Annotated in this window: 18 protein-coding genes; 13 read left to right on the top strand and 5 right to left on the bottom strand. The window is 59.4% G+C overall.

Annotation, left to right across the window (positions count from 1 at the left end):
• Window positions 1-19: 19 nt before the first annotated feature.
• The 3 genes from BLU63_RS04270 to BLU63_RS04260 all read right to left on the bottom strand — a co-directional run bounded on the left by BLU63_RS04270 (window position 20) and on the right by BLU63_RS04260 (window position 3,700).
• Window positions 20-1,333, bottom strand: coding sequence for an MFS transporter (locus BLU63_RS04270; protein WP_010463018.1), 1,314 nt, complete (start codon window positions 1,331-1,333; stop codon window positions 20-22).
• Between the two features lie 309 nt (window positions 1,334-1,642).
• On the bottom strand, window positions 1,643-2,875 hold the full coding sequence (locus BLU63_RS04265; RefSeq protein WP_083374947.1) for a transporter associated domain-containing protein: 1,233 nt from the start codon (window positions 2,873-2,875) through the stop codon (window positions 1,643-1,645).
• Between the two features lie 12 nt (window positions 2,876-2,887).
• Entirely contained in the window at window positions 2,888-3,700 is an 813-nt protein-coding gene (locus BLU63_RS04260; RefSeq protein WP_042932342.1) for a cytochrome C assembly family protein, read from the bottom strand.
• A 210-nt stretch (window positions 3,701-3,910) separates the two neighbouring features.
• Here BLU63_RS04260 and ffh point away from each other — a divergent pair, with 210 nt between their 5' ends.
• The 11 genes from ffh (at window position 3,911) to BLU63_RS04205 (ending at window position 14,407) form a co-directional block, all read left to right on the top strand.
• Window positions 3,911-5,287 carry a signal recognition particle protein gene (gene ffh, locus BLU63_RS04255; RefSeq protein ID WP_077748289.1) on the top strand — a complete coding sequence of 459 codons (1,377 nt, stop codon included), beginning with the start codon at window positions 3,911-3,913 and terminating at the stop codon, window positions 5,285-5,287.
• A 249-nt stretch (window positions 5,288-5,536) separates the two neighbouring features.
• The gene (rpsP, locus tag BLU63_RS04250; RefSeq protein WP_010463010.1) at window positions 5,537-5,788 is read left to right on the top strand and encodes a 30S ribosomal protein S16; all 252 of its coding nucleotides are present in this window, start codon (window positions 5,537-5,539) and stop codon (window positions 5,786-5,788) included.
• 5 nt (window positions 5,789-5,793) lie between these two features.
• Complete coding sequence (gene rimM / locus BLU63_RS04245) at window positions 5,794-6,330, top strand: ribosome maturation factor RimM (protein ID WP_010463008.1); 537 nt, start codon at window positions 5,794-5,796, stop codon at window positions 6,328-6,330.
• Window positions 6,312-7,085, top strand: coding sequence for a tRNA (guanosine(37)-N1)-methyltransferase TrmD (gene trmD, locus BLU63_RS04240; RefSeq protein WP_154503229.1), 774 nt, complete (start codon window positions 6,312-6,314; stop codon window positions 7,083-7,085). The genes rimM and trmD overlap by 19 nt, the downstream gene beginning before the upstream one ends.
• A 45-nt stretch (window positions 7,086-7,130) precedes the next feature.
• Window positions 7,131-7,481 (top strand): 50S ribosomal protein L19, encoded by a 351-nt coding sequence (gene rplS, locus BLU63_RS04235; RefSeq protein ID WP_003175895.1) that lies wholly within the window; start codon window positions 7,131-7,133, stop codon window positions 7,479-7,481.
• A gap of 99 nt (window positions 7,482-7,580) precedes the next feature.
• Window positions 7,581-8,477, top strand: a complete 897-nt coding sequence (gene xerD / locus BLU63_RS04230) for a site-specific tyrosine recombinase XerD (protein ID WP_010462986.1) — start codon at window positions 7,581-7,583, stop codon at window positions 8,475-8,477.
• Between the two features lie 314 nt (window positions 8,478-8,791).
• On the top strand, window positions 8,792-9,523 hold the full coding sequence (gene dsbC / locus BLU63_RS04225; RefSeq protein ID WP_010462985.1) for a bifunctional protein-disulfide isomerase/oxidoreductase DsbC: 732 nt from the start codon (window positions 8,792-8,794) through the stop codon (window positions 9,521-9,523).
• Between the two features lie 133 nt (window positions 9,524-9,656).
• The gene (locus BLU63_RS04220) at window positions 9,657-10,961 is read left to right on the top strand and encodes a homoserine dehydrogenase (RefSeq protein ID WP_010462982.1); all 1,305 of its coding nucleotides are present in this window, start codon (window positions 9,657-9,659) and stop codon (window positions 10,959-10,961) included.
• A gap of 109 nt (window positions 10,962-11,070) precedes the next feature.
• Window positions 11,071-12,480: a threonine synthase gene (thrC, locus tag BLU63_RS04215; RefSeq protein WP_010462981.1), complete on the top strand. Its 1,410-nt coding sequence runs from the start codon at window positions 11,071-11,073 to the stop codon at window positions 12,478-12,480.
• A 121-nt stretch (window positions 12,481-12,601) separates the two neighbouring features.
• On the top strand, window positions 12,602-13,957 hold the full coding sequence (locus tag BLU63_RS04210) for a transporter substrate-binding domain-containing protein (protein WP_077748290.1): 1,356 nt from the start codon (window positions 12,602-12,604) through the stop codon (window positions 13,955-13,957).
• 162 nt (window positions 13,958-14,119) lie between these two features.
• Window positions 14,120-14,407 carry a DUF3509 domain-containing protein gene (locus tag BLU63_RS04205; protein WP_010462977.1) on the top strand — a complete coding sequence of 96 codons (288 nt, stop codon included), beginning with the start codon at window positions 14,120-14,122 and terminating at the stop codon, window positions 14,405-14,407.
• Window positions 14,408-14,576: 169 nt separating this feature from the next.
• On the opposite strand, the gene BLU63_RS04200 is transcribed toward BLU63_RS04205, so the two are convergent.
• Window positions 14,577-15,536 carry a TIGR02285 family protein gene (locus BLU63_RS04200; protein ID WP_083374946.1) on the bottom strand — a complete coding sequence of 320 codons (960 nt, stop codon included), beginning with the start codon at window positions 15,534-15,536 and terminating at the stop codon, window positions 14,577-14,579.
• Window positions 15,484-16,683, bottom strand: a complete 1,200-nt coding sequence (locus tag BLU63_RS04195) for a CaiB/BaiF CoA transferase family protein (RefSeq protein WP_083374945.1) — start codon at window positions 16,681-16,683, stop codon at window positions 15,484-15,486. Before BLU63_RS04195 ends, BLU63_RS04200 begins: the two co-directional genes overlap by 53 nt.
• A gap of 147 nt (window positions 16,684-16,830) precedes the next feature.
• Here BLU63_RS04195 and BLU63_RS04190 point away from each other — a divergent pair, with 147 nt between their 5' ends.
• Both BLU63_RS04190 and recJ read left to right on the top strand, forming a co-directional pair.
• The gene (locus BLU63_RS04190) at window positions 16,831-17,373 is read left to right on the top strand and encodes a YaeQ family protein (RefSeq protein WP_010462971.1); all 543 of its coding nucleotides are present in this window, start codon (window positions 16,831-16,833) and stop codon (window positions 17,371-17,373) included.
• A 66-nt stretch (window positions 17,374-17,439) separates the two neighbouring features.
• Window positions 17,440-19,149 (top strand): single-stranded-DNA-specific exonuclease RecJ, encoded by a 1,710-nt coding sequence (gene recJ / locus BLU63_RS04185; protein WP_077748292.1) that lies wholly within the window; start codon window positions 17,440-17,442, stop codon window positions 19,147-19,149.
• Window positions 19,150-19,327: the final 178 nt, after the last annotated feature.

Genomic DNA, 19,327 nt, shown 5'->3' with positions numbered 1-19,327 from the left:
TGCTGGCGATGCTTCTGCTTCAGGTCACCCGATTCAAATCGTTATGTCGCGTCTCCTTCAGACACAGCACCGCAATCAAGCTCAGCACCGCCGCCCCAGACACATACCCTCCGACATAACTCAGACCGCCCATCGCCACCAGTTTCTGCGCGAAAAACGGCGCCGCCGAGGCCCCGACGATTCCGCCCAGATTGTAGGCTGCGGACGCGCCGGTATACCGCACATGCGTTGGAAACAGCTCCGGCAGCAACGCGCCCATCGGTGCAAACGTCACGCCCATCAGAAACAGCTCGATGCACAGGAACAGCGCCACGCCCCAGGTCGAGCCTTGGGTCAGCAGCGGTTCCATCAAGAATCCCGACAGGATCGCCAAGACGCCGCCAATGATCAGCACCGGTTTGCGCCCGTAGCGGTCGCTGGCCCAGGCGGACAACGGCGTGGCGGCGGCCATGAACAGGACGGCGAAGCACAGCAGCCCAAGGAAGGTTTCGCGGCTGTAGCCGAGTGTCGACACGCCGTAACTCAATGAAAACACCGTCGAGATGTAGAACAGCGCGTAGCACACGACCATCGACCCTGCCCCCAGCAACATCGGTACCCAGTACTGGCTGAACAGCTCGACCAACGGGATCTTCACTCGCTCCTGACGTGCCATGGCGTTGGCAAACACCGGGGTTTCGTGGAGTTTGAGGCGCACATACAGGCCCACCATCACCAGCGCGGCGCTGAGCAGAAACGGAATCCGCCAGCCCCAAGAGCGGAACTGCTCGTCATTCAGGGTCATGGCGAGCGTCAGGAACAGACCGTTAGCCGCCAGAAATCCAATCGAGGGGCCGAGCTGCGGGAACATGCCGAACCAGGCGCGCTTGCCTTTGGGCGCATTCTCCGTCGCCAGCAGGGCCGCACCGCCCCATTCGCCGCCCAGCCCAAGACCTTGGCCGAACCTCAGCACGCAGAGCAGGATCGGCGCCCAGGCTCCGATGCTGTCATAACCCGGCAATACGCCGATCAACGTGGTGCACACACCCATCAATAGCAGCGAAGCGACCAATGTCGATTTGCGCCCGATGCGGTCACCGAAGTGCCCAAACAGCGCCGATCCCAAGGGGCGGGCGAGGAATGCGATGCCGAAGGTGAGGAACGCCGACAGCATCTGGGCGGTGCCGGAGGTCTGCGGAAAGAACACCGGACCGATCACCAGCGCCGCAGCGGTGGCATAGACGTAGAAGTCGTAAAACTCGATGGCGGTGCCGATAAAACTCGCCGTGGCCACGCGGGTGGCGGAGTTCGTCGGTTGGGTAGGCGCGTCGCTATAAGTCGTGCTGGTCGTCATGCGGTTATCCCTGACAGTCATGTGCCCCAGTGGAGCGAATTATTATGGTCGAACACCCAGGGATGTGGGAGTGAGGCGCGGCCGCTGTTCAAGGTAGGAACAGTCGTCGGTGTGGTGCGGAAAGTGCCGATGGTCTGGCCGGAACCTGCTGCGTGCGGGGTAAGCACGTGGTTCGGCCGGGGCTTGGGTAAGCGGATTCGATTATAGGAAGGTGGCTAACGATCTAACAAGGGGCTTGGGATTGGCGAGGTCTTTTTGGCGAGGGGGCGTTCCGACAAGCCCCCTCGCCACGGTGTTATGTGTCCGACATCAAATCACTGTTGGAACGGAGCTGGTATGCCAGATCAAAACCTGAGTAACCCGATTGTCTTCCGTCTCCAGAATTTCCAGCCGATAACGCCCGATCTTCAGGCATACCGCACTTTCTGGAATGGTCTCCAGTGCCTCGGTCACCAAGCCGTTCAGGGTTTTCGGGCCGTCGCTGGGCAGGTGCCAGCCCAGGCTCTTGTTCAATTCGCGAATCGACGCCGCACCTTCGATCATCAGTCGGCCATCGGCCTGCGGGTGGATGTGCGGGTTGTCCAGGCTGTGCTGACTTTCGAATTCGCCGACGATTTCTTCGAGAATGTCTTCCAGGGTCACGATGCCAAGTACTTCGCCGTACTCGTCGACCACCATGCCCAGGCGCCGCTGCTGTTTGTGGAAATTCAAGAGTTGCAGTTGCAACGGCGTGCTTTCCGGCACGAAGTACGGTTCGTGGCTGGCGGCCAGCAACGCTTCCAGGGTCAGGCTCGCATCGGGTAGCAAGTGGCGGATCTGCCGGGTATTGAGCACGGCTTCGACCTGATTGATGTCGCTGTGAAACACCGGCAGGCGGGTGCGCTTGTTGTTGCGCAGTTGCTCGACGATCTCTGCGAGGGAGTCGTCGAGATTGATCCCGTCGACGTCACTTCGCGGCACCAGAATGTCGTTGACCGTGATGTTGTCGAGCGCGTGGATGCCCGTCAGCGGGTGAGGGCGGCAGACGGCTTCGTGATCGTCCTTACGCTCGCTGGGGCTCTCGTCTTCGCTCTGTTGCACCACCTTGACCTTGCGGGCAAACGGTCGCATCAGCAGCCGGGTGAAGCCATTGAGCAGCCAGGCGGCCGGGTAGATGATTTTCAGTGGCGCACCGAGCAGCGTGTTGCCCAGGGCCAGGACGGCGTCGGGATAGCGCACGGCGAGGGCGCGCGGCAGGTAGTCGGCGAACACCAGCAGTGCGATCCCGGCGCCCAGGCAGGCAATCCACGGGCCGTTTTCCGCCCAGATGAAGATCGCCAGCAAGGTGCTGATGACCACTGCCAGTGCGCGGCACAGGGTATTGCAGAAGATCAGGCTGTTGAGCGGGAAGCTGAGCTTCGCGACCGGTTTGTCGCTGGAACGCGAGGCGGTGCGCTGGGCCAGCAAGTGCTGTTGTGCGGATTCGATGGCGGTAAACAGCCCCGACCATAAAATCAGCAGGGCCAATACCGCGAGCATCGGCCCTATGGGCAAGTCGTCCATTAATGCCGCCCGTCAGATGTGCAGGATGTATTCACGGACCAGCTTACTGCCGAAGTACGCCAGCATCAGCAGGCAGAAACCGGCGAGGGTCCAGCGAATGGCCTTGTGTCCGCGCCAGCCGAGGCGGTTACGTCCCCATAGCAGCACGCTGAAGACGATCCAGGCCAGGCAAGCCAGCAAGGTTTTGTGCACCAGATGCTGGGCAAACAGGTTGTCGACAAACAGCCAGCCAGAGAGCAGCGATAACGACAGCAGGGTCCAGCCGGCCCAGAGGAAGCCGAACAGCAGGCTTTCCATGGTTTGCAGCGGCGGGAAGTTCTTGATCAGGCCCGACGGGTGTTTGTGCTTGAGCTGATGGTCTTGCACCAGCAGCAGCAAGGCTTGAAACATCGCGATGGTGAACATGCCGTAAGCGAGGATCGACAGCAGGATGTGCGCGAGAATGCCCGGCTCTTCGTCGATGACCTGTACCGTGCCGGCAGGGGCGAACTGCGCCAGCAGCACCGTGGCGGCACCGAGCGGGAACAGCAATATAAGCAGGTTTTCCACCGGGATCCGCGAACAGGCCAGCAGGGTCAGGGCGATGACCGCCGCCGCAATCAGGCTGGCGGCGCTGAAAAAGTCCAGGCCCAGGCCGATCGGGGTCAGCAGGTGGGCGAACAGGCTGGCACTGTGAGCCAGCACGGCAAGCACGCCAAGCGTGACCAGCAGGCGTTTGTTCGCCTTGGCACCAGTGGCCAGGCGAGTGCCTTGATAGATAGTCGCAGCGGCATATAAGCAGGCGGCGGCGAGGGTAGTCAGCATACTGGGTGACAAGGGGAGCATAAATCCTGTTAGGCAAGCCCGGAAGGCGCTGAGTTTGGCATAGAACCCCCGCAGCACGAAAGACCATGCAACCTGACGACGAGGTGTCCGCCAGACGCAGTCTTCGCTATAATCCGCGACCTGCCCACGCCGCAGGCTCGCCGAGCACATGTTTATTCCGGTCTGGGCCGCCATTATCCCGGTCTACACAGGGCCTGAAAGGATCGCGCAATGTTTGAAAACTTAACCGACCGTCTCTCGCAGACGCTGCGCCATGTCACCGGCAAGGCCAAGCTGACCGAGGACAACATCAAAGACACCCTGCGCGAAGTGCGCATGGCGTTGCTCGAAGCCGACGTCGCCTTGCCGGTGGTGAAAGACTTCGTCAATTCGGTCAAGGAGCGCGCCGTCGGCACCGAGGTGTCTCGCAGCCTGACGCCGGGCCAGGCCTTCGTGAAGATCGTCCAGGCCGAACTCGAAAGCCTGATGGGCGCCGCCAACGAAGACTTGAACCTGAGCGCCGTTCCACCGGCCGTGGTCCTGATGGCCGGTTTGCAGGGTGCGGGTAAAACCACCACTGCCGGCAAACTCGCGCGTTTCCTTAAGGAGCGCAAGAAGAAGTCGGTCATGGTCGTGTCCGCGGACGTTTACCGTCCGGCGGCGATCAAGCAGCTGGAAATGCTCGCCGGTGAAGTCGGCGTCACCTTCTTCCCGTCCGACCTGAGCCAGAAACCGGTCGACATCGCGCAAGCGGCTATAAAAGAAGCAAAGCTCAAGTTTATTGATGTGGTCATCGTCGATACCGCCGGTCGTCTGCACATCGACGAAGAGATGATGGGCGAGATCAAGGCCTTGCACGCCGCGATCAACCCGGTCGAAACCCTGTTCGTGGTCGACGCCATGACCGGCCAGGACGCCGCCAACACGGCCAAGGCCTTCGGCGACGCCTTGCCGCTGACCGGTGTGATCCTGACCAAGGTCGACGGCGACGCCCGTGGCGGTGCCGCACTGTCGGTTCGCGCCATCACCGGCAGGCCGATCAAGTTCATCGGTATGGGCGAGAAGAGCGATGCGCTCGAACCGTTCCACCCTGAGCGTATTGCTTCGCGCATCCTCGGCATGGGCGATGTGCTCAGTCTGATCGAGCAGGCGGAAGCGACCCTCGACAAGGACAAGGCCGACAAACTGGCCAAGAAGCTGAAGAAGGGCAAGGGCTTCGACCTCGAAGACTTCCGCGATCAGCTGCAACAGATGAAGAACATGGGCGGCCTCGGTGGCCTCATGGACAAACTGCCGAACATCGGCGGCGTCAATCTGGCGCAGATGGGCAATGCCCAAGGCGCGGCAGAGAAACAATTCAAGCAGATGGAAGCCATCATCAATTCCATGACCCCGGCCGAGCGCCGCGACCCTGAGCTGATCAGCGGTTCGCGCAAACGCCGGATCGCCATGGGTTCCGGCACCCAGGTGCAGGACATCGGTCGCTTGATCAAGCAGCACAAGCAGATGCAGAAGATGATGAAGAAATTCTCCGCCAAAGGCGGAATGGCCAAAATGATGCGCGGTATGGGCGGAATGTTGCCCGGCGGCGGCATGCCGAAAATGTAAAGAATTCGCGCAAGGGCTTGCTCTTGCGCAGCCCACACGGAAGTGGGATCTCCAGCAAACCCGCACTTGGCGGGAGCTGACTGGCCGTTTTCAACGACGGCTCTATAGCAAATCTTGATGGCGACCGGAAGGCCGCCGGAAAAAGACATTTGCAAAAGTCCGGATATTCCTTAGAATATGCGGCCTTTCGGGCACCTATGCCCGCTGTGCCTTTAGATTTGCAGCACCGACTACAGGAACGATGTTCACATGCTAACAATCCGTCTTGCCCTTGGCGGCTCCAAAAAGCGCCCGTTTTACCACTTGACCGTAACCGACAGCCGCAACCCGCGCGACGGTTCGCACAAGGAACAGGTTGGTTTCTTCAACCCTGTTGCTCGTGGTCAAGAAGTCCGTCTGTCCGTGAACCAAGAGCGCGTAGCCTACTGGCTGAGCGTTGGTGCACAACCTTCTGAGCGTGTTGCTCAGTTGTTGAAGGATGCATCTAAGGCTGCGGCCTGAGCAATATGAACGCGACGCCTGCCATTGCTGATGATTTGATCGTTATCGGCAAGATTTATTCTGTTCATGGCGTTCGCGGCGAAGTGAAGGTTTATTCCTTTACTGATCCGACTGAAAACCTGTTGCAGTACAAAACCTGGACGCTCAAGCGCGAAGGCAATGTGAAACAGGTCGAGCTGGTCAGCGGACGTGGGAACGACAAGTTCCTGGTCGCAAAGCTCAAGGGTCTTGATGATCGTGAAGAAGCTCGTCTTCTGGCCGGTTATGAGATCTGCGTGCCGCGCAACCTGTTCCCTGAATTGACCGACGGCGAGTACTACTGGTACCAGCTGGAAGGTCTGAAGGTTATTGATCAACTCGGGCAATTGCTCGGGAAAATCGATCATCTTCTGGAAACCGGCGCCAATGATGTAATGGTGGTCAAGCCTTGCGCTGGCAGCCTGGATGATCGCGAACGCCTGTTGCCCTATACGGAGCAATGTGTGTTGGCCGTCGACCTTGCCGCAGGCGAGATGAAGGTGGAATGGGATGCGGACTTCTAAGCGTGGCTAACTTGCGCGTAGAAGTGATCAGTTTGTTTCCCGAGATGTTCTCCGCCATCAGCGAGTACGGCATCACCAGTCGTGCGGTGAAACAGGGGCTGTTGCAGCTCACCTGTTGGAATCCGCGAGACTACACGACGGATCGGCATCACACTGTGGACGATCGCCCATTTGGCGGTGGTCCGGGCATGGTGATGAAGATCAAGCCCCTGGAAGATGCTCTGGTTCAGGCCAAGGCAGCAGCCGGGGAGGCGGCGAAGGTGATTTACCTGTCCCCCCAAGGCCGTCAACTGACTCAGTCGGCGGTACGCGAGTTGGCGAATCTGGATGCATTGATCCTGATTGCCGGCCGCTATGAAGGCATTGACGAGCGTTTTATTGAAGCTCATGTCGATGAAGAGTGGTCGATTGGCGACTATGTACTGTCTGGCGGCGAGCTGCCGGCGATGGTCCTGATCGATGCGGTTACACGACTGCTGCCTGGAGCTTTAGGGCATGCGGACTCCGCCGAGGAAGATTCCTTTACGGATGGTTTGCTGGATTGCCCGCACTACACCCGACCGGAGGTGTATGCGGATCAGCGTGTTCCCGACGTGTTGCTAAGTGGCAATCACGCGCATATCCGGCGTTGGCGTTTACAGCAGTCCCTTGGTAGGACCTTTGAACGACGCGCCGATCTTCTGGAAAGCCGCTCGCTTTCTGGAGAAGAGAAGAAGCTGCTCGAGGAATACATCCGCGAGCGGGACGATAGTTAACAACGTATCGATGGTAGATCCGACGATCTACCTTAGGAGCACAGCATGACTAACAAAATCATCCTTGCACTCGAAGCAGAGCAGATGACCAAAGAGATCCCTACCTTTGCCCCGGGCGACACCATTGTCGTTCAGGTGAAAGTGAAGGAAGGCGACCGTTCGCGTCTGCAAGCGTTCGAAGGTGTTGTTATCGCCAAGCGTAACCGCGGCGTAAACAGTGCTTTCACCGTTCGTAAAATCTCCAACGGTGTTGGCGTAGAGCGTACTTTCCAGACCTACAGCCCGCAAATCGACAGCATGGCCGTTAAACGTCGCGGTGACGTACGTAAAGCCAAGCTGTACTACCTGCGTGACCTGTCCGGTAAAGCAGCTCGCATCAAGGAAAAACTGGCTTAAGTCCAGCTTCCGATGCAGAAAAAAGCAGCCTACGGGCTGCTTTTTTGTTGCCTGCGATTTATCTTTCGTGACCGTACTGTCGGTCTTGCCTGAGCTTATATGCCCGCCATCGATCATCCATTGATAGACCAATTCCTCGACGCGCTGTGGCTGGAAAAAGGTCTATCCGATAACACTCGCGATGCCTATCGCAGCGACCTGGCCTTGTTCAATGGCTGGTTGCAGGAAAAGGGTCTGGAGCTGATCAACGCCGGCCGCGAGTTGATCCTCGATCACCTGGCCTGGCGTCTGGAACAAAACTACAAACCCCGTTCAACGGCGCGATTCCTCTCCGGTGTGCGTGGGTTTTATCGTTATCTACTCAGGGAAAAGCTGATCGCGGTCGATCCGACCTTGCGCGTCGATATGCCCCAGCTCGGTAGGCCTTTGCCTAAGTCTCTGTCGGAAGCAGACGTGGAAGCGCTGCTGAAGGCGCCGGACTTGAGCGAAGCTATCGGTCAGCGGGACCGCGCCATGCTCGAAGTGCTTTATGCGTGCGGCTTGCGGGTGACGGAGTTGATCAGCCTGACGCTGGAGCAGGTCAATCTGCGTCAAGGCGTGCTGCGGGTCATGGGCAAAGGCAGCAAGGAGCGCCTGGTTCCGATGGGCGAGGAGGCGATTGTCTGGGTCGAGCGATACATGCGCGATGGCCGCCAGGAACTGCTCGGCGGGCGTCCCAGCGATGTCATGTTCCCCAGCCAGCGCGGTGAGCAGATGACTCGCCAGACCTTCTGGCATCGCATCAAGCACCAGGCCAAGGTCGCCGGGATCGGCAAGTCGCTGTCGCCGCATACCTTGCGCCATGCGTTCGCCACGCACCTGCTCAACCACGGCGCGGACCTTCGGGTGGTGCAAATGCTGCTCGGCCACAGCGACCTGTCGACCACCCAGATCTACACCCACGTCGCCCGCGCACGCTTGCAGGACTTGCACGCCAAACACCACCCGCGCGGCTGACGGATGGAACAAATCACCGGTGGCGAGGGCGCTTGCTCCCGCTGGGGCGCGAAGCGATCCCAAAACGATGGACCACGGCTAATCAGGAAAATCGAGGTGCCTGTTTTACGACTGCTGCGCAGTCGAGCGGGAGCAAGCGCCCTCGCCACAACACGTGTTATCAGATACGCACCATTATGTGTGTTGCGTCAGGCGCATTCGGCCACAGGAGCCTTATGTGGTAGGCTTTGCCGGTTTGCACGATGGGCGGTTATGACCCGGTGTTTCGGCACGGGCGTTCTGATCGTCCCATTTGTCCGCCTTCAGGAGTTCTCATGCGTCTGACCCAGATTTTCGCCGCCGCAGCCATTGCGTTGGTCAGTACCTTTGCCGTCGCCGATGACGCGGCCGACAAAGCCATTCGTAAAAGCCTGGAAAATCTCCAGCTGGAAGTACCGGTAGAAAGCATCTCCGCCAGTCCGTTGCCGGGCCTGTATGAAGTCAAACTGCAAGGCAGCCGCGTGCTCTACGCCAGCGCCGACGGCCAATACGTGGTGCAGGGCTACCTGTTCCAGCTCAAGGACGGCAAGCCGGTCAACCTGACCGAGAAGACCGAACGCCTGGGCGTGTCCAAACTGGTCAACGCCATCCCGGTTGCAGAAACCGTGGTCTACCCGGCGATCGGCGAAACCAAATCGCACATCACCGTGTTCACCGACACCACCTGCCCGTACTGCCACAAACTGCATGCCGAAGTGCCTGAGCTGAACAAGCGCGGCATCGAAGTGCGTTACGTCGCGTTCCCGCGCCAGGGCCTGGGCTCGCCGGGTGACGAACAATTGCAAGCGGTCTGGTGCTCGAAAGACAAGAAAGCTGCCATGGACAAAATGGTCGACGGCAAGGAAATCAAGGCCGCCAAGTGTGATAACCCGGTTTCCAAGCAGTTCGCCCTCGGTCAGTCGATCGGCGTGAACGGCACACCGGCCATCGTTTTGGCTGACGGTCAGGTCATTCCGGGCTACCAGCCTGCGCCACAAGTCGCCAAACTGGCGCTGGGCGCGAAATAATTCGCATCGTCACGGCCAGCCTTTGACGATCATGGTCCGGCGGTACCATTTGCCGGGCCATTAATAGAGAGCCGCGAGTATGCGGCTGTTTTCACGGCCGGCCTTGAGTCGGCCGTTTTATGGGGAGTTCACAGTGAAACCGGTCAAAGTAGGCATCTGTGGGTTAGGGACCGTCGGTGGCGGTACCTTCAACGTACTTCAGCGCAACGCCGAGGAAATTGCTCGTCGTGCCGGGCGTGGAATCGAAGTGGCACAAATTGCCATGCGCACGCCAAAGCCTCAGTTCCAAACGACCGGTATTGCGATTACCAACGATGTCTTCGAAGTGGCCACGAACCCTGAGATCGACATCGTTATAGAGCTGATGGGCGGCTACACCGTTGCCCGCGAGCTGGTACTCAAGGCCATCGAGAATGGCAAGCATGTGGTCACCGCGAACAAGGCACTGATCGCCGTTCACGGTAATGAGATTTTCGCCAAGGCACGTGAGAAAGGCGTGATCGTGGCGTTCGAAGCGGCTGTGGCCGGTGGCATTCCGGTGATCAAGGCGATCCGTGAAGGCCTGTCCGCCAACCGCATCAACTGGGTCGCCGGGATCATCAACGGCACCGGCAACTTCATCCTCACCGAAATGCGCGAGAAGGGTCGCACCTTCGAAGACGTACTCGCCGAGGCGCAAGCCCTGGGTTACGCCGAAGCCGATCCGACCTTCGACGTTGAAGGCATCGACGCGGCCCACAAGTTGACGATCCTGGCCTCCATCGCCTTCGGCATCCCGCTGCAGTTCGACAAGGCTTACACCGAAGGCATCACCAAGCTGACCACCGCTGACGTGAACTACGCCGAAGCGCTGGGTTATCGCATCAAGCACCTCGGCGTCGCTCGCAGCACCGCGTCCGGTATCGAGTTGCGCGTGCACCCGACGCTGATTCCGGCCGATCGTCTGATCGCCAACGTCAACGGCGTGATGAACGCGGTGATGGTCAACGGTGATGCGGCCGGTTCGACCCTGTTCTACGGCGCGGGTGCCGGCATGGAGCCGACGGCTTCGTCGGTGATCGCCGACCTGGTGGACGTGGTTCGCGCCATGACCTCCGACCCGGAAAACCGTGTGCCGCACCTGGCCTTCCAACCGGATTCGTTGTCGGCGCACCCGATCCTGCCGATCGAAGCGTGCGAAAGTGCTTACTACCTGCGCATTCAGGCGAAAGACCATCCGGGCGTACTGGCCCAGGTCGCGAGCATTCTGTCGGAGCGTGGCATCAACATCGAATCGATCATGCAGAAAGAAGTCGAAGAGCATGACGGTCTGGTGCCGATGATCCTGCTGACTCATCGTGTGCTGGAACAGCACATGAACGACGCGATCGCCGCGCTGGAAGCCCTGGCAGGCGTGGTCGGTCCGGTCGTCCGGATCCGCGTCGAGCACCTGAACTAAACAAAAGCAGCGGCAAGCTGCGAGCTTCAAGCGACAAGTCAAAGGCACTCTGGCTTTTACTTGCCGCTTGTAGCTTGAGACTTGAAGCTCAAACCAAAGGTTTGCCCCTATGCGTTATATCAGTACCCGCGGCCAGGCACCGGCCCTGAATTTCGAAGATGTCCTGCTGGCCGGTCTTGCCACCGACGGCGGTCTGTACGTCCCGGAAAACCTGCCACGTTTCACCCAGGAAGAAATCGCTTCCTGGGCGGGCCTGCCGTATCACGAGCTGGCCTTCCGGGTGATGCGCCCGTTCGTCACCGGCAGCATCCCTGATGCCGATTTCAAAAAGATCCTTGAAGAAACCTACGGTGTGTTCTCGCACAGCGCCGTGGCACCGTTGCGTCAGCTGAATGGCAACGAATGGGTGCTCGAGCTGTTCCACGGCCCGACCCTGGCGTTCAAAGACTTCGCCCTGCAACTGCTCGGTCGTCTGCTCGACTACGTGCTGGAAAAACGCGGCGAGCGCGTGGTCATCGTCGGCGCGACCTCCGGTGATACCGGTTCGGCCGCCATCGAAGGCTGCAAGCACTGCGAAAACGTCGACATCTTCATCCTGCACCCGCATAACCGCGTGTCCGAAGTGCAGCGTCGCCAGATGACCACCATCTTCGGCGAGAACATCCATAACATCGCCATCGAAGGCAACTTCGATGACTGCCAGGAAATGGTCAAGGCCAGCTTCGCTGACCAGAGCTTCCTCAAGGGCACGCGTCTGGTGGCGGTGAACTCGATCAACTGGGCGCGGATCATGGCCCAGATCGTTTACTACTTCCACGCAGCCCTGCAGTTGGGCGGCCCGGCGCGCTCGGTATCGTTCTCGGTGCCGACCGGCAACTTCGGCGACATCTTCGCCGGTTACCTGGCACGTAACATGGGCCTGCCGATCAACCAGTTGATCGTCGCCACCAACCGCAATGACATCCTGCACCGCTTCATGAGCGGCAACCAGTACGTCAAGGAAACCCTGCACGCCACGTTGTCGCCGTCGATGGACATCATGGTGTCGTCGAACTTCGAGCGTCTGCTGTTCGATCTGCACGGTCGCAACGGCGCAGCGATTGCCGGTTTGATGGACAGCTTCAAGCAGGGCGGCGGTTTCAGCGTCGAACAGGAACGCTGGACCGAAGCCCGCAAATTGTTCGATTCCCTGGCCGTGGATGACGCGCAAACCTGCGAAACCATTGCCGAAGTCTACGAGCAAACCGGCGAACTGCTGGATCCGCACACCGCCATCGGCGTGAAGGCCGCGCGCGAATGCCGTCGTAGCCTGGATATTCCAATGGTGATCCTCGGCACGGCCCATCCGGTCAAATTCCCGGATGCAGTGGAGAAAGCCGGCGTAGGAAAAGCGCTTGAACTACCTGCACATCTTTCTGATTTGTTCGAGCGAAATGAGCGTTGCACCGTGTTGCCGAATGATTTGAAAGCCGTGCAGGCCTTTGTCAGTCAGCATGGCAACCGCGGCAAGCCGCTGTAACCACTCAAAGCTGTCACATTTTGAAGCCCGTCTCCTGACGGGCTTTCTCATTTCTGCATGCCACACTTGCCGTGTTTTCGCCCCAGAAAGGATGGGCGAGTTGATTGCGAAGGAAGTGGTAATGCGGTTTTTCAGAGGGTTCAAACCAGCCGTGTGCTGGATGTTTTTGATCGGCGTCCTGGGCTTGGATCAAGCAGGGACGGCCGCGCAATTGGCGACGCCCGAGTCCAGGGGGGCGGGCGTCGGCGCAATCATCGAACTGGATGCTCAGGAACTGAGGTGGGTTGCCGAGCATCCGCAAGTCATCGTCTCGTCGGTGCAATACCCGCTTTATCTGTTCAAGGATGAACACGGTCAGTGGAGCGGTCTGAACAACGATCTGCTCAATCGCATCAGTGCCATGACGGGTTTGCAGTTTGTTCACGAGGAGTCGTTTTCCACCGACCAACTGCTTGGGCGTCTGGAAAGTGCCGAGGCGGACATGAGCACAACGCTTGCGATGAATGACGAGCGTAAGGCGTTCCTGGATTTCAGTCATGCGTTCGGTGGCGCTGGATGGGTGTTTGTCGGACGGGCAGACGCACCGGTCGTGCACTCCTTGGCGCAGTTGGCGAAAAGAGTGCTGGTGTTGCCGGCCCGGCACGCACTCGAAGGCACGATTCGCCGCGACTACCCGGCGATAGAGTTGCGCACGGTCAAGACTTACGCCGAGGCCAGGGCGCTGGTTGAAAGTGGTGAAGCCTTTGCCACCATCGAAAATGAAATCGGGGCGCAGCTCTATCCGTTGGGGCAACTCAAGGTCGGCCGGGCCGTGGAGGGCAAGTGGGAGGCTGATCACCTCGCGGTACGCAAAGGCCAGTCGCCGCTGCTGAGCATTCTCAACAAGGCGCTTGAGGCCTTTCCTGCGGCCGACTTGCGTGCCATTCGCCTGAAATGGCTCAGCGGTATCGCGCCCGTCGAGTCGCCTTCTCGCTGGCGGCAGCTGACTCACTGGTTTTGCTGGGGCATGTTTATCGTCAGCCTGTTCGGTCTGCTTTCCTTGCTCTGGAATCGCAGGCTCGCGGCACTGATCAAGCAGCGCGCAGACGCTGAGAAGGGGCTGGGCGATCAGCTTGCGTTCCAGCATGCGTTGATCGACGCCATGCCCGATCCGATGTTTGTTCGTGATCTGCAAGGGCGTTTGATCATGTGCAACAAAAGTTATGAGGAGAGCCTCTGCACCCGTTTTGATCAGGTTCAAGGGCGACGGCTGGTTGAGCTCGATGTCCTGCCGGCGGAAACCGCAGCGCTGCTGCATGCCGAATTCATGGCGCAGATGGAGACTCGAAAGCCACGCTTCAGTGAACGTCAATTGCTGTTCAACAACGGGGTCAGGGACATCTACCAATGGACGGTGCCGTTCTACAGCGTCGACGGCCAATTGCGAGGGTTGCTGGGGGGATGGACTGATATCGGTCACCGGACAAGGCACCTGTGAACAGGCTGTTTTTTCCCTGTCATCTTTTCCGTGCATGCTCTATCGACCAGGGACGCCGACGCGTCTGCACCTGGAATCCAGAACTTTCTTCTCGGGTCGGTGGTCATTTACTGTGAACACACCCCAGGCACTTTGTTTTCGGACTATTGAGTGGTGATCGAGATGGAAAGTATCAGTCTATTGCTCGGTGAGGCTCTGAGCCCGTATCAGGTCAAGCTGACCCCGTCGGGCGCCCATGGCGAATGCCTGGTGACACTGAAGAATGCGACCGGCGCGATCGTGGTCGAACGGGCGTTCAATCAAGCCCAGTTAACCGATTACCGTCTGCTGACGGATGTCGTCGACGGCTTGCACCGCGACGTGCTGATTGCCGAAGGACGGCTGGAACCCTGCGTCATCGCGGCGCTGCGCAATGCGGCTCAGGATAAGGTCCTGGCCAGTCGAAATTGAATTGTTCTTTTGTGGGAACCTTCCTGCGCTCAGGTCGTCAGACCATGTAACAGCAGGATCAAGCATTGTGCTCCGGTGCTTGTAGCTTGCTGCCACTGGTCTTTATGTAGGCCACGTTTAACCCCGAGTCGTCTCCCCACTTCTCGGGGTTTCTTTTGCCTGCGATTTGTCATTGCCCGGCCTGATTCTCGAAAAAGGCTTTGGCTTCTTTCAGGTAGTCGTTGCGTCTTTCGGGGTCCAGCCACTCAGCGTACAGCTGGTCCAGTCGCTCATGGGGCAGGGTGCGTAACAGTTCATTGATCTCTTGGATGGCCTTGCGGCCCTGGACTGTACCGGAGCAGCCAATGTGCCCCGACAGGTATTTGCCCGTGCCCTTCACCGGGTAAAATTCCAGCTGATCGTCGGCGATGTGCTCTCGATTAGCCTGATAGCGAATTTCCGGCCAGTACCCCAGAACCATTTGCAAACGGCCCAGTCGCTGCATCTGCAACAGACTGGCAAGGGCATCGTTGCCGTAATGGGGAGCCAGTGCGTCCGGTGGCGCCAGTTTCAGCAGCGTGTCGAGGACTTGGCCGTAACTGCGCTCGGCGACGACCCCGATTTTCTTTTGGCCACTGGCCAGCAGAGCCGCAAGATCGACTTCGCCGTCGATCAGAAAAGGATCCAGCTGCGCGCGGTCTTCCCGGCGGACGACAAGTCCATTGCTCACCGCGCGGAAGGCCGGAATGGAGAACGCAATCCATTGTTCGCGCTCTTTGGTCCAGACCAGCGACGGATCGCAGGTAAACGATTCTTCGCGGAGCATTTGCATGGCGCGGGCCCGGTTGACTCGCATCAGGGTGTGCTCGTATTGCGGCATCCCGGCTATCAACAGCGGCAGGATCTGATCGACAATCCCCTGACCTTTTTTCGGACCTTCAAAGATCATCGTGGGTGGCAAGTCGCGGAGTAACCAGTTCAGCGTCGCTTTGGGTTGTGCCCAAACGGGTGTCGCCAGCGCGGCCAATAGCCCCAATACCGCCGCTGTACGCCAGTTGCGGGTGTTGTGAATGGCTGTTGAAAGCAGGCGTTTCAGCTTAGATGGCCCCGTCTTCGCGCAGCTTGGCAATCTGTTGCGGGTCGTAACCAAGATCGTTGAGTACCTGCGCGTTGTGCTCGCCTAACTGCGGCCCGACCCATGCGCAATCGCCGGGTGTCTCAGAGAGTTTCGGCACAATCCCCGGCATCTTGAAGTCTTTGCCGTCCGGCAGCTTGGCCTGCAGGAACATTTCCCGGGCCAGATACTGCGGATCACTGAACATGTCTTCGGCGCTGAAGATCCGACTGACAGGTACATCGGCCTGATTCAGCTGCGTGAGCACGGTGTCCAGCGACTGCGAATTGACCCAGCGATCGATCACCCCGTAAATCTCGTCACGGCGGCTGTCGCGGCCATCGTTGCTGGCCAGCACCGGGTCGTTGGCCAGGTCTTCGCGACCGATGACCAGCATGAAGCGTTTGAAGATTGCATCGCCATTGGCGCCTATCTGCACATGCTTGCCGTCGGCGCTGGTGTGGATCGAGGAGGGCGTGATGCCTGGCATGATGTTGCCGGTGCGCTCGCGAATGAAACCGAACACATCGAACTCCGGCACCATGCTTTCCATCATGGCGAAGATTGCTTCATACAGCGCCACGTCCACCACCTGGCCCTGGCCACCGTTGACCTCGCGGTGACGCAACGCCATCAGTGCGCCAATCACACCCCATAGCGCGGCAATCGAGTCACCGATGGAAATCCCGGTGCGCACCGGTGGCCGGTCTTCGAAACCGGTGATGTAGCGCAGGCCGCCCATGGATTCACCAACGGCGCCAAAACCGGGTTGATCCTTCATCGGCCCGGTCTGGCCGAAGCCCGACAGCCGTACCATCACCAGTTTCGGGTTGAGGGCGTGCAAGACGTCCCAGCCCAGGCCAAGTTTTTCCAACACGCCAGGGCGAAAATTCTCGATCAGGATGTCCGCTTCGGCCAGCAGCTTTTTCAGGATTGCCAGGCCGTCAGGGTGTTTCAGGTTCAGGGTCAGGGATTTTTTGTTGCGGGCCTGGACGAACCACCACAGCGAGGTGCCTTCGTAGAGTTTTCGCCATTTGCGCAGCGGATCACCGCCGTCGGGGGATTCGATCTTGATTACTTCGGCGCCGAATTCACCGCAAATACGCGAGGCAAACGGGCCGGCGATCAAGGTGCCCAATTCGATGACTTTCAGACCTGAGAGCGGTTTGGCGGTGAGCGGCATGCTGGATCCTGTAGGACAAAGGCTGAGCGGATATAGCCTTTTAACATAGCCCAACGTCAGAGGACCAAGGTTGATCGCCTTCTATTCGTTGATTGCCTACTGCATCGGTTAGACTTGCCGCCTTTCCTCGTATCAAGAAGCCCGTTCATGGCCCAGCCGTCCACGACCTACAAGTTTGAACTGAACCTCACCGACCTCGACCGCAGCGTCTACGAGAGCGTGAAGCAGACCATCGCCCGTCACCCTTCGGAAACCGAAGAGCGCATGACCGTGCGGCTGCTGGCCTACGCCTTCTGGTACAACGAGCAACTGTCGTTCGGTCGCGGTCTGTCAGACGTGGATGAACCGGCCCTGTGGGAAAAGAGCCTGGACGACCGTGTCCTGCACTGGATCGAAGTCGGCCAGCCGGACGCCGATCGCCTGACCTGGTGCTCGCGCCGTACCGAGCGCACCAGCCTGTTGGCTTACGGCAGTCTGCGCGTCTGGGAAACCAAAGTGATCCCCGCGATCAAGAACCTGAAAAACGTGCACATCGCAGCCGTGCCTCAGGACATCCTGGAAACCTTGGCCAAAGACATGCCCCGCGTTATCAAGTGGGACGTGATGATCAGCGAAGGGACGATTTTCGTCACCGACGACCGGGGTCAGCATGAAGTCCAGTTGCAGTGGCTGAGCGGCGAGCGCGGCTGATTTTTCGCCGTTTGTCCGTTTGATCCGGTTTTATCCTACGTATTCAAGAGAAGCACCTGTCACCCCATGCGCATCGAACCTCGCCTGTTGCCCGACACCCTGCCATTCCTCGGCGATCTGCCGCCGCTGCTGACGCGTCTTTACGCGGCGCGTGGCGTGCAATCCGAGGCGGAACTGGACAAGAGCCTGGCGCGGTTGATCCCGTTCCAGCAGCTCAAGGGCATGGATGCGGCGGTGGATTTGCTGGTCACGGCGTTGGAACAGCGCCAGCGGATTCTGATTGTCGGCGACTTCGACGCCGATGGCGCGACCGCCAGTACCGTGGGCGTGTTGGGTTTGCGGCTGCTGGGCGCGGCACATGTCGATTATCTGGTGCCGAACCGCTTCGAGTATGGCTATGGCCTGACCCCGGAAATCGTTGAGGTGGCGCTGACGCGCACGCCGCAGTTGCTGATTACGGTGGACAACGGCATCTCCAGCGTCGAAGGCGTGGCGGCAGCGAAAAAGGCAGGCCTGAGCGTGCTGGTCACCGACCACCACCTGCCCGGCGACGAACTGCCGTTAGCCGATGCCATCGTCAATCCGAACCAGCCGGGGTGCGAATTTCCGAGCAAGGCACTGGCCGGCGTCGGGGTGATTTTCTATGTATTGATGGCCCTGCGCGCACGCTTGCGTAGCCTCGGCTGGTACGCGAGCACGCCGCAGCCGAACATTGGCGAGCTGCTGGACCTGGTGGCGCTGGGCAGCGTCGCCGACGTGGTGCCGCTGGATGCCAACAATCGGATTCTGGTGCACCAGGGCCTGGAGCGGATTCGCGCCGGCCGCGCCCGTCCGGGCATCAAGGCGATTCTCGAAGTCGCCAAGCGCGAACCGGCACGCATCACCTCGACCGACCTGGGCTTCATTGTCGGCCCGCGCCTGAATGCGGCGGGGCGCCTGGATGACATGAGCCTGGGCATCGAATGCCTGATCACCGACGACGCCGGGTTGGCGCGGGAAATGGCCGTGCAGCTTGACGGCATGAACCAGGACCGCAAATCCATTGAGCAGGGCATGCAGCGTGAAGCGCTGGCTCAGCTCAAGGATTTGCCGGTCGAATCGATGCCGTTCGGCCTGTGCCTGTTTGATCCCGAGTGGCACCAGGGCGTCATCGGCATCCTCGCTTCGCGTATGAAAGAGCGCTATTTCCGTCCGACCATTGCCTTTGCCGATGCTGGCGATGGTTTGCTCAAAGGGTCAGGGCGTTCGGTTCAGGGCTTTCATATTCGTGACGCCTTGAGTGTGGTGGCCGCGCAGCATCCGAACCTGATCAGCAAGTACGGCGGCCACGCCATGGCGGCCGGTCTGACCTTGCCGGAAGCAAATTTTCCGTTGTTCGCCGAGGCCTTCGACGCTGAAGTGCGCCGGCAATTGCGCGAAGAAGACCTGACCGGGCGTCTGCTGTCGGACGGGGTTTTGGCGGTCGAAGAATTCCATCTCGAACTGGCCCGTGCGCTACGCCATGCCGGACCTTGGGGGCAGCACTTCCCTGAACCTTTGTTTCATGGCGTGTTTCAGTTGGTTGAACAGCGCGTCGTCGGCGAGCGACACCTCAAAGTGGTGCTCAGAAGCGAATGTGGCTCGGTGAAGCTCGATGGCATTGCCTTCGGCATCGACCGCGACATTTGGCCGAATCCGACCATCAAGTGGGTGGAATTGGCCTACAAACTCGACCTCAACGAGTTTCGCGGGAACGAGACGGTGCAGCTGATGATTGCCCACATCGAACCGCGTTGAGCCCTTCGCGAGCAGGCTCACTCCTACAGGATTTGCACAAAACCTGTGGGAGCGAGCCTGTTCGCGATAGCGATCTTTCTGACACCGAATCCCTCGGAACCCTCCCTCATCCCCCGATGTCGACTAGGCTCTAAGCACTGCTTGATTATCCTTGTGACGTCTTGTCCAATTTTTGCCC

The organism is Pseudomonas mandelii (assembly GCF_900106065.1).
GTDB classification, from domain to species: Bacteria; Pseudomonadota; Gammaproteobacteria; order Pseudomonadales; family Pseudomonadaceae; genus Aquipseudomonas; species Aquipseudomonas mandelii.
The sequence above is the reverse complement of the archived record's forward strand: the minus strand, read 5'-3'. Positions and strand labels throughout refer to the sequence as shown.

Bases quoted from the DNA above. Each gene is read 5' to 3' on its own strand.
- BLU63_RS04270 (WP_010463018.1), bottom strand. From the start codon at position 1,333: ATGACGACCAGCACGACTTATAGCGACGCGCCTACCCAACCGACGAAC.
- BLU63_RS04265 (WP_083374947.1), bottom strand. From the start codon at position 2,875: ATGGACGACTTGCCCATAGGGCCGATGCTCGCGGTATTGGCCCTGCTG.
- BLU63_RS04260 (WP_042932342.1), bottom strand. From the start codon at position 3,700: ATGCTCCCCTTGTCACCCAGTATGCTGACTACCCTCGCCGCCGCCTGC.
- ffh (WP_077748289.1), top strand. From the start codon at position 3,911: ATGTTTGAAAACTTAACCGACCGTCTCTCGCAGACGCTGCGCCATGTC.
- rpsP (WP_010463010.1), top strand. From the start codon at position 5,537: ATGCTAACAATCCGTCTTGCCCTTGGCGGCTCCAAAAAGCGCCCGTTT.
- rimM (WP_010463008.1), top strand. From the start codon at position 5,794: ATGAACGCGACGCCTGCCATTGCTGATGATTTGATCGTTATCGGCAAG.
- trmD (WP_154503229.1), top strand. From the start codon at position 6,312: ATGGGATGCGGACTTCTAAGCGTGGCTAACTTGCGCGTAGAAGTGATC.
- rplS (WP_003175895.1), top strand. From the start codon at position 7,131: ATGACTAACAAAATCATCCTTGCACTCGAAGCAGAGCAGATGACCAAA.
- xerD (WP_010462986.1), top strand. From the start codon at position 7,581: ATGCCCGCCATCGATCATCCATTGATAGACCAATTCCTCGACGCGCTG.
- dsbC (WP_010462985.1), top strand. From the start codon at position 8,792: ATGCGTCTGACCCAGATTTTCGCCGCCGCAGCCATTGCGTTGGTCAGT.
- thrC (WP_010462981.1), top strand. From the start codon at position 11,071: ATGCGTTATATCAGTACCCGCGGCCAGGCACCGGCCCTGAATTTCGAA.
- BLU63_RS04210 (WP_077748290.1), top strand. From the start codon at position 12,602: ATGCGGTTTTTCAGAGGGTTCAAACCAGCCGTGTGCTGGATGTTTTTG.
- BLU63_RS04205 (WP_010462977.1), top strand. From the start codon at position 14,120: ATGGAAAGTATCAGTCTATTGCTCGGTGAGGCTCTGAGCCCGTATCAG.
- BLU63_RS04195 (WP_083374945.1), bottom strand. From the start codon at position 16,683: ATGCCGCTCACCGCCAAACCGCTCTCAGGTCTGAAAGTCATCGAATTG.
- BLU63_RS04190 (WP_010462971.1), top strand. From the start codon at position 16,831: ATGGCCCAGCCGTCCACGACCTACAAGTTTGAACTGAACCTCACCGAC.
- recJ (WP_077748292.1), top strand. From the start codon at position 17,440: ATGCGCATCGAACCTCGCCTGTTGCCCGACACCCTGCCATTCCTCGGC.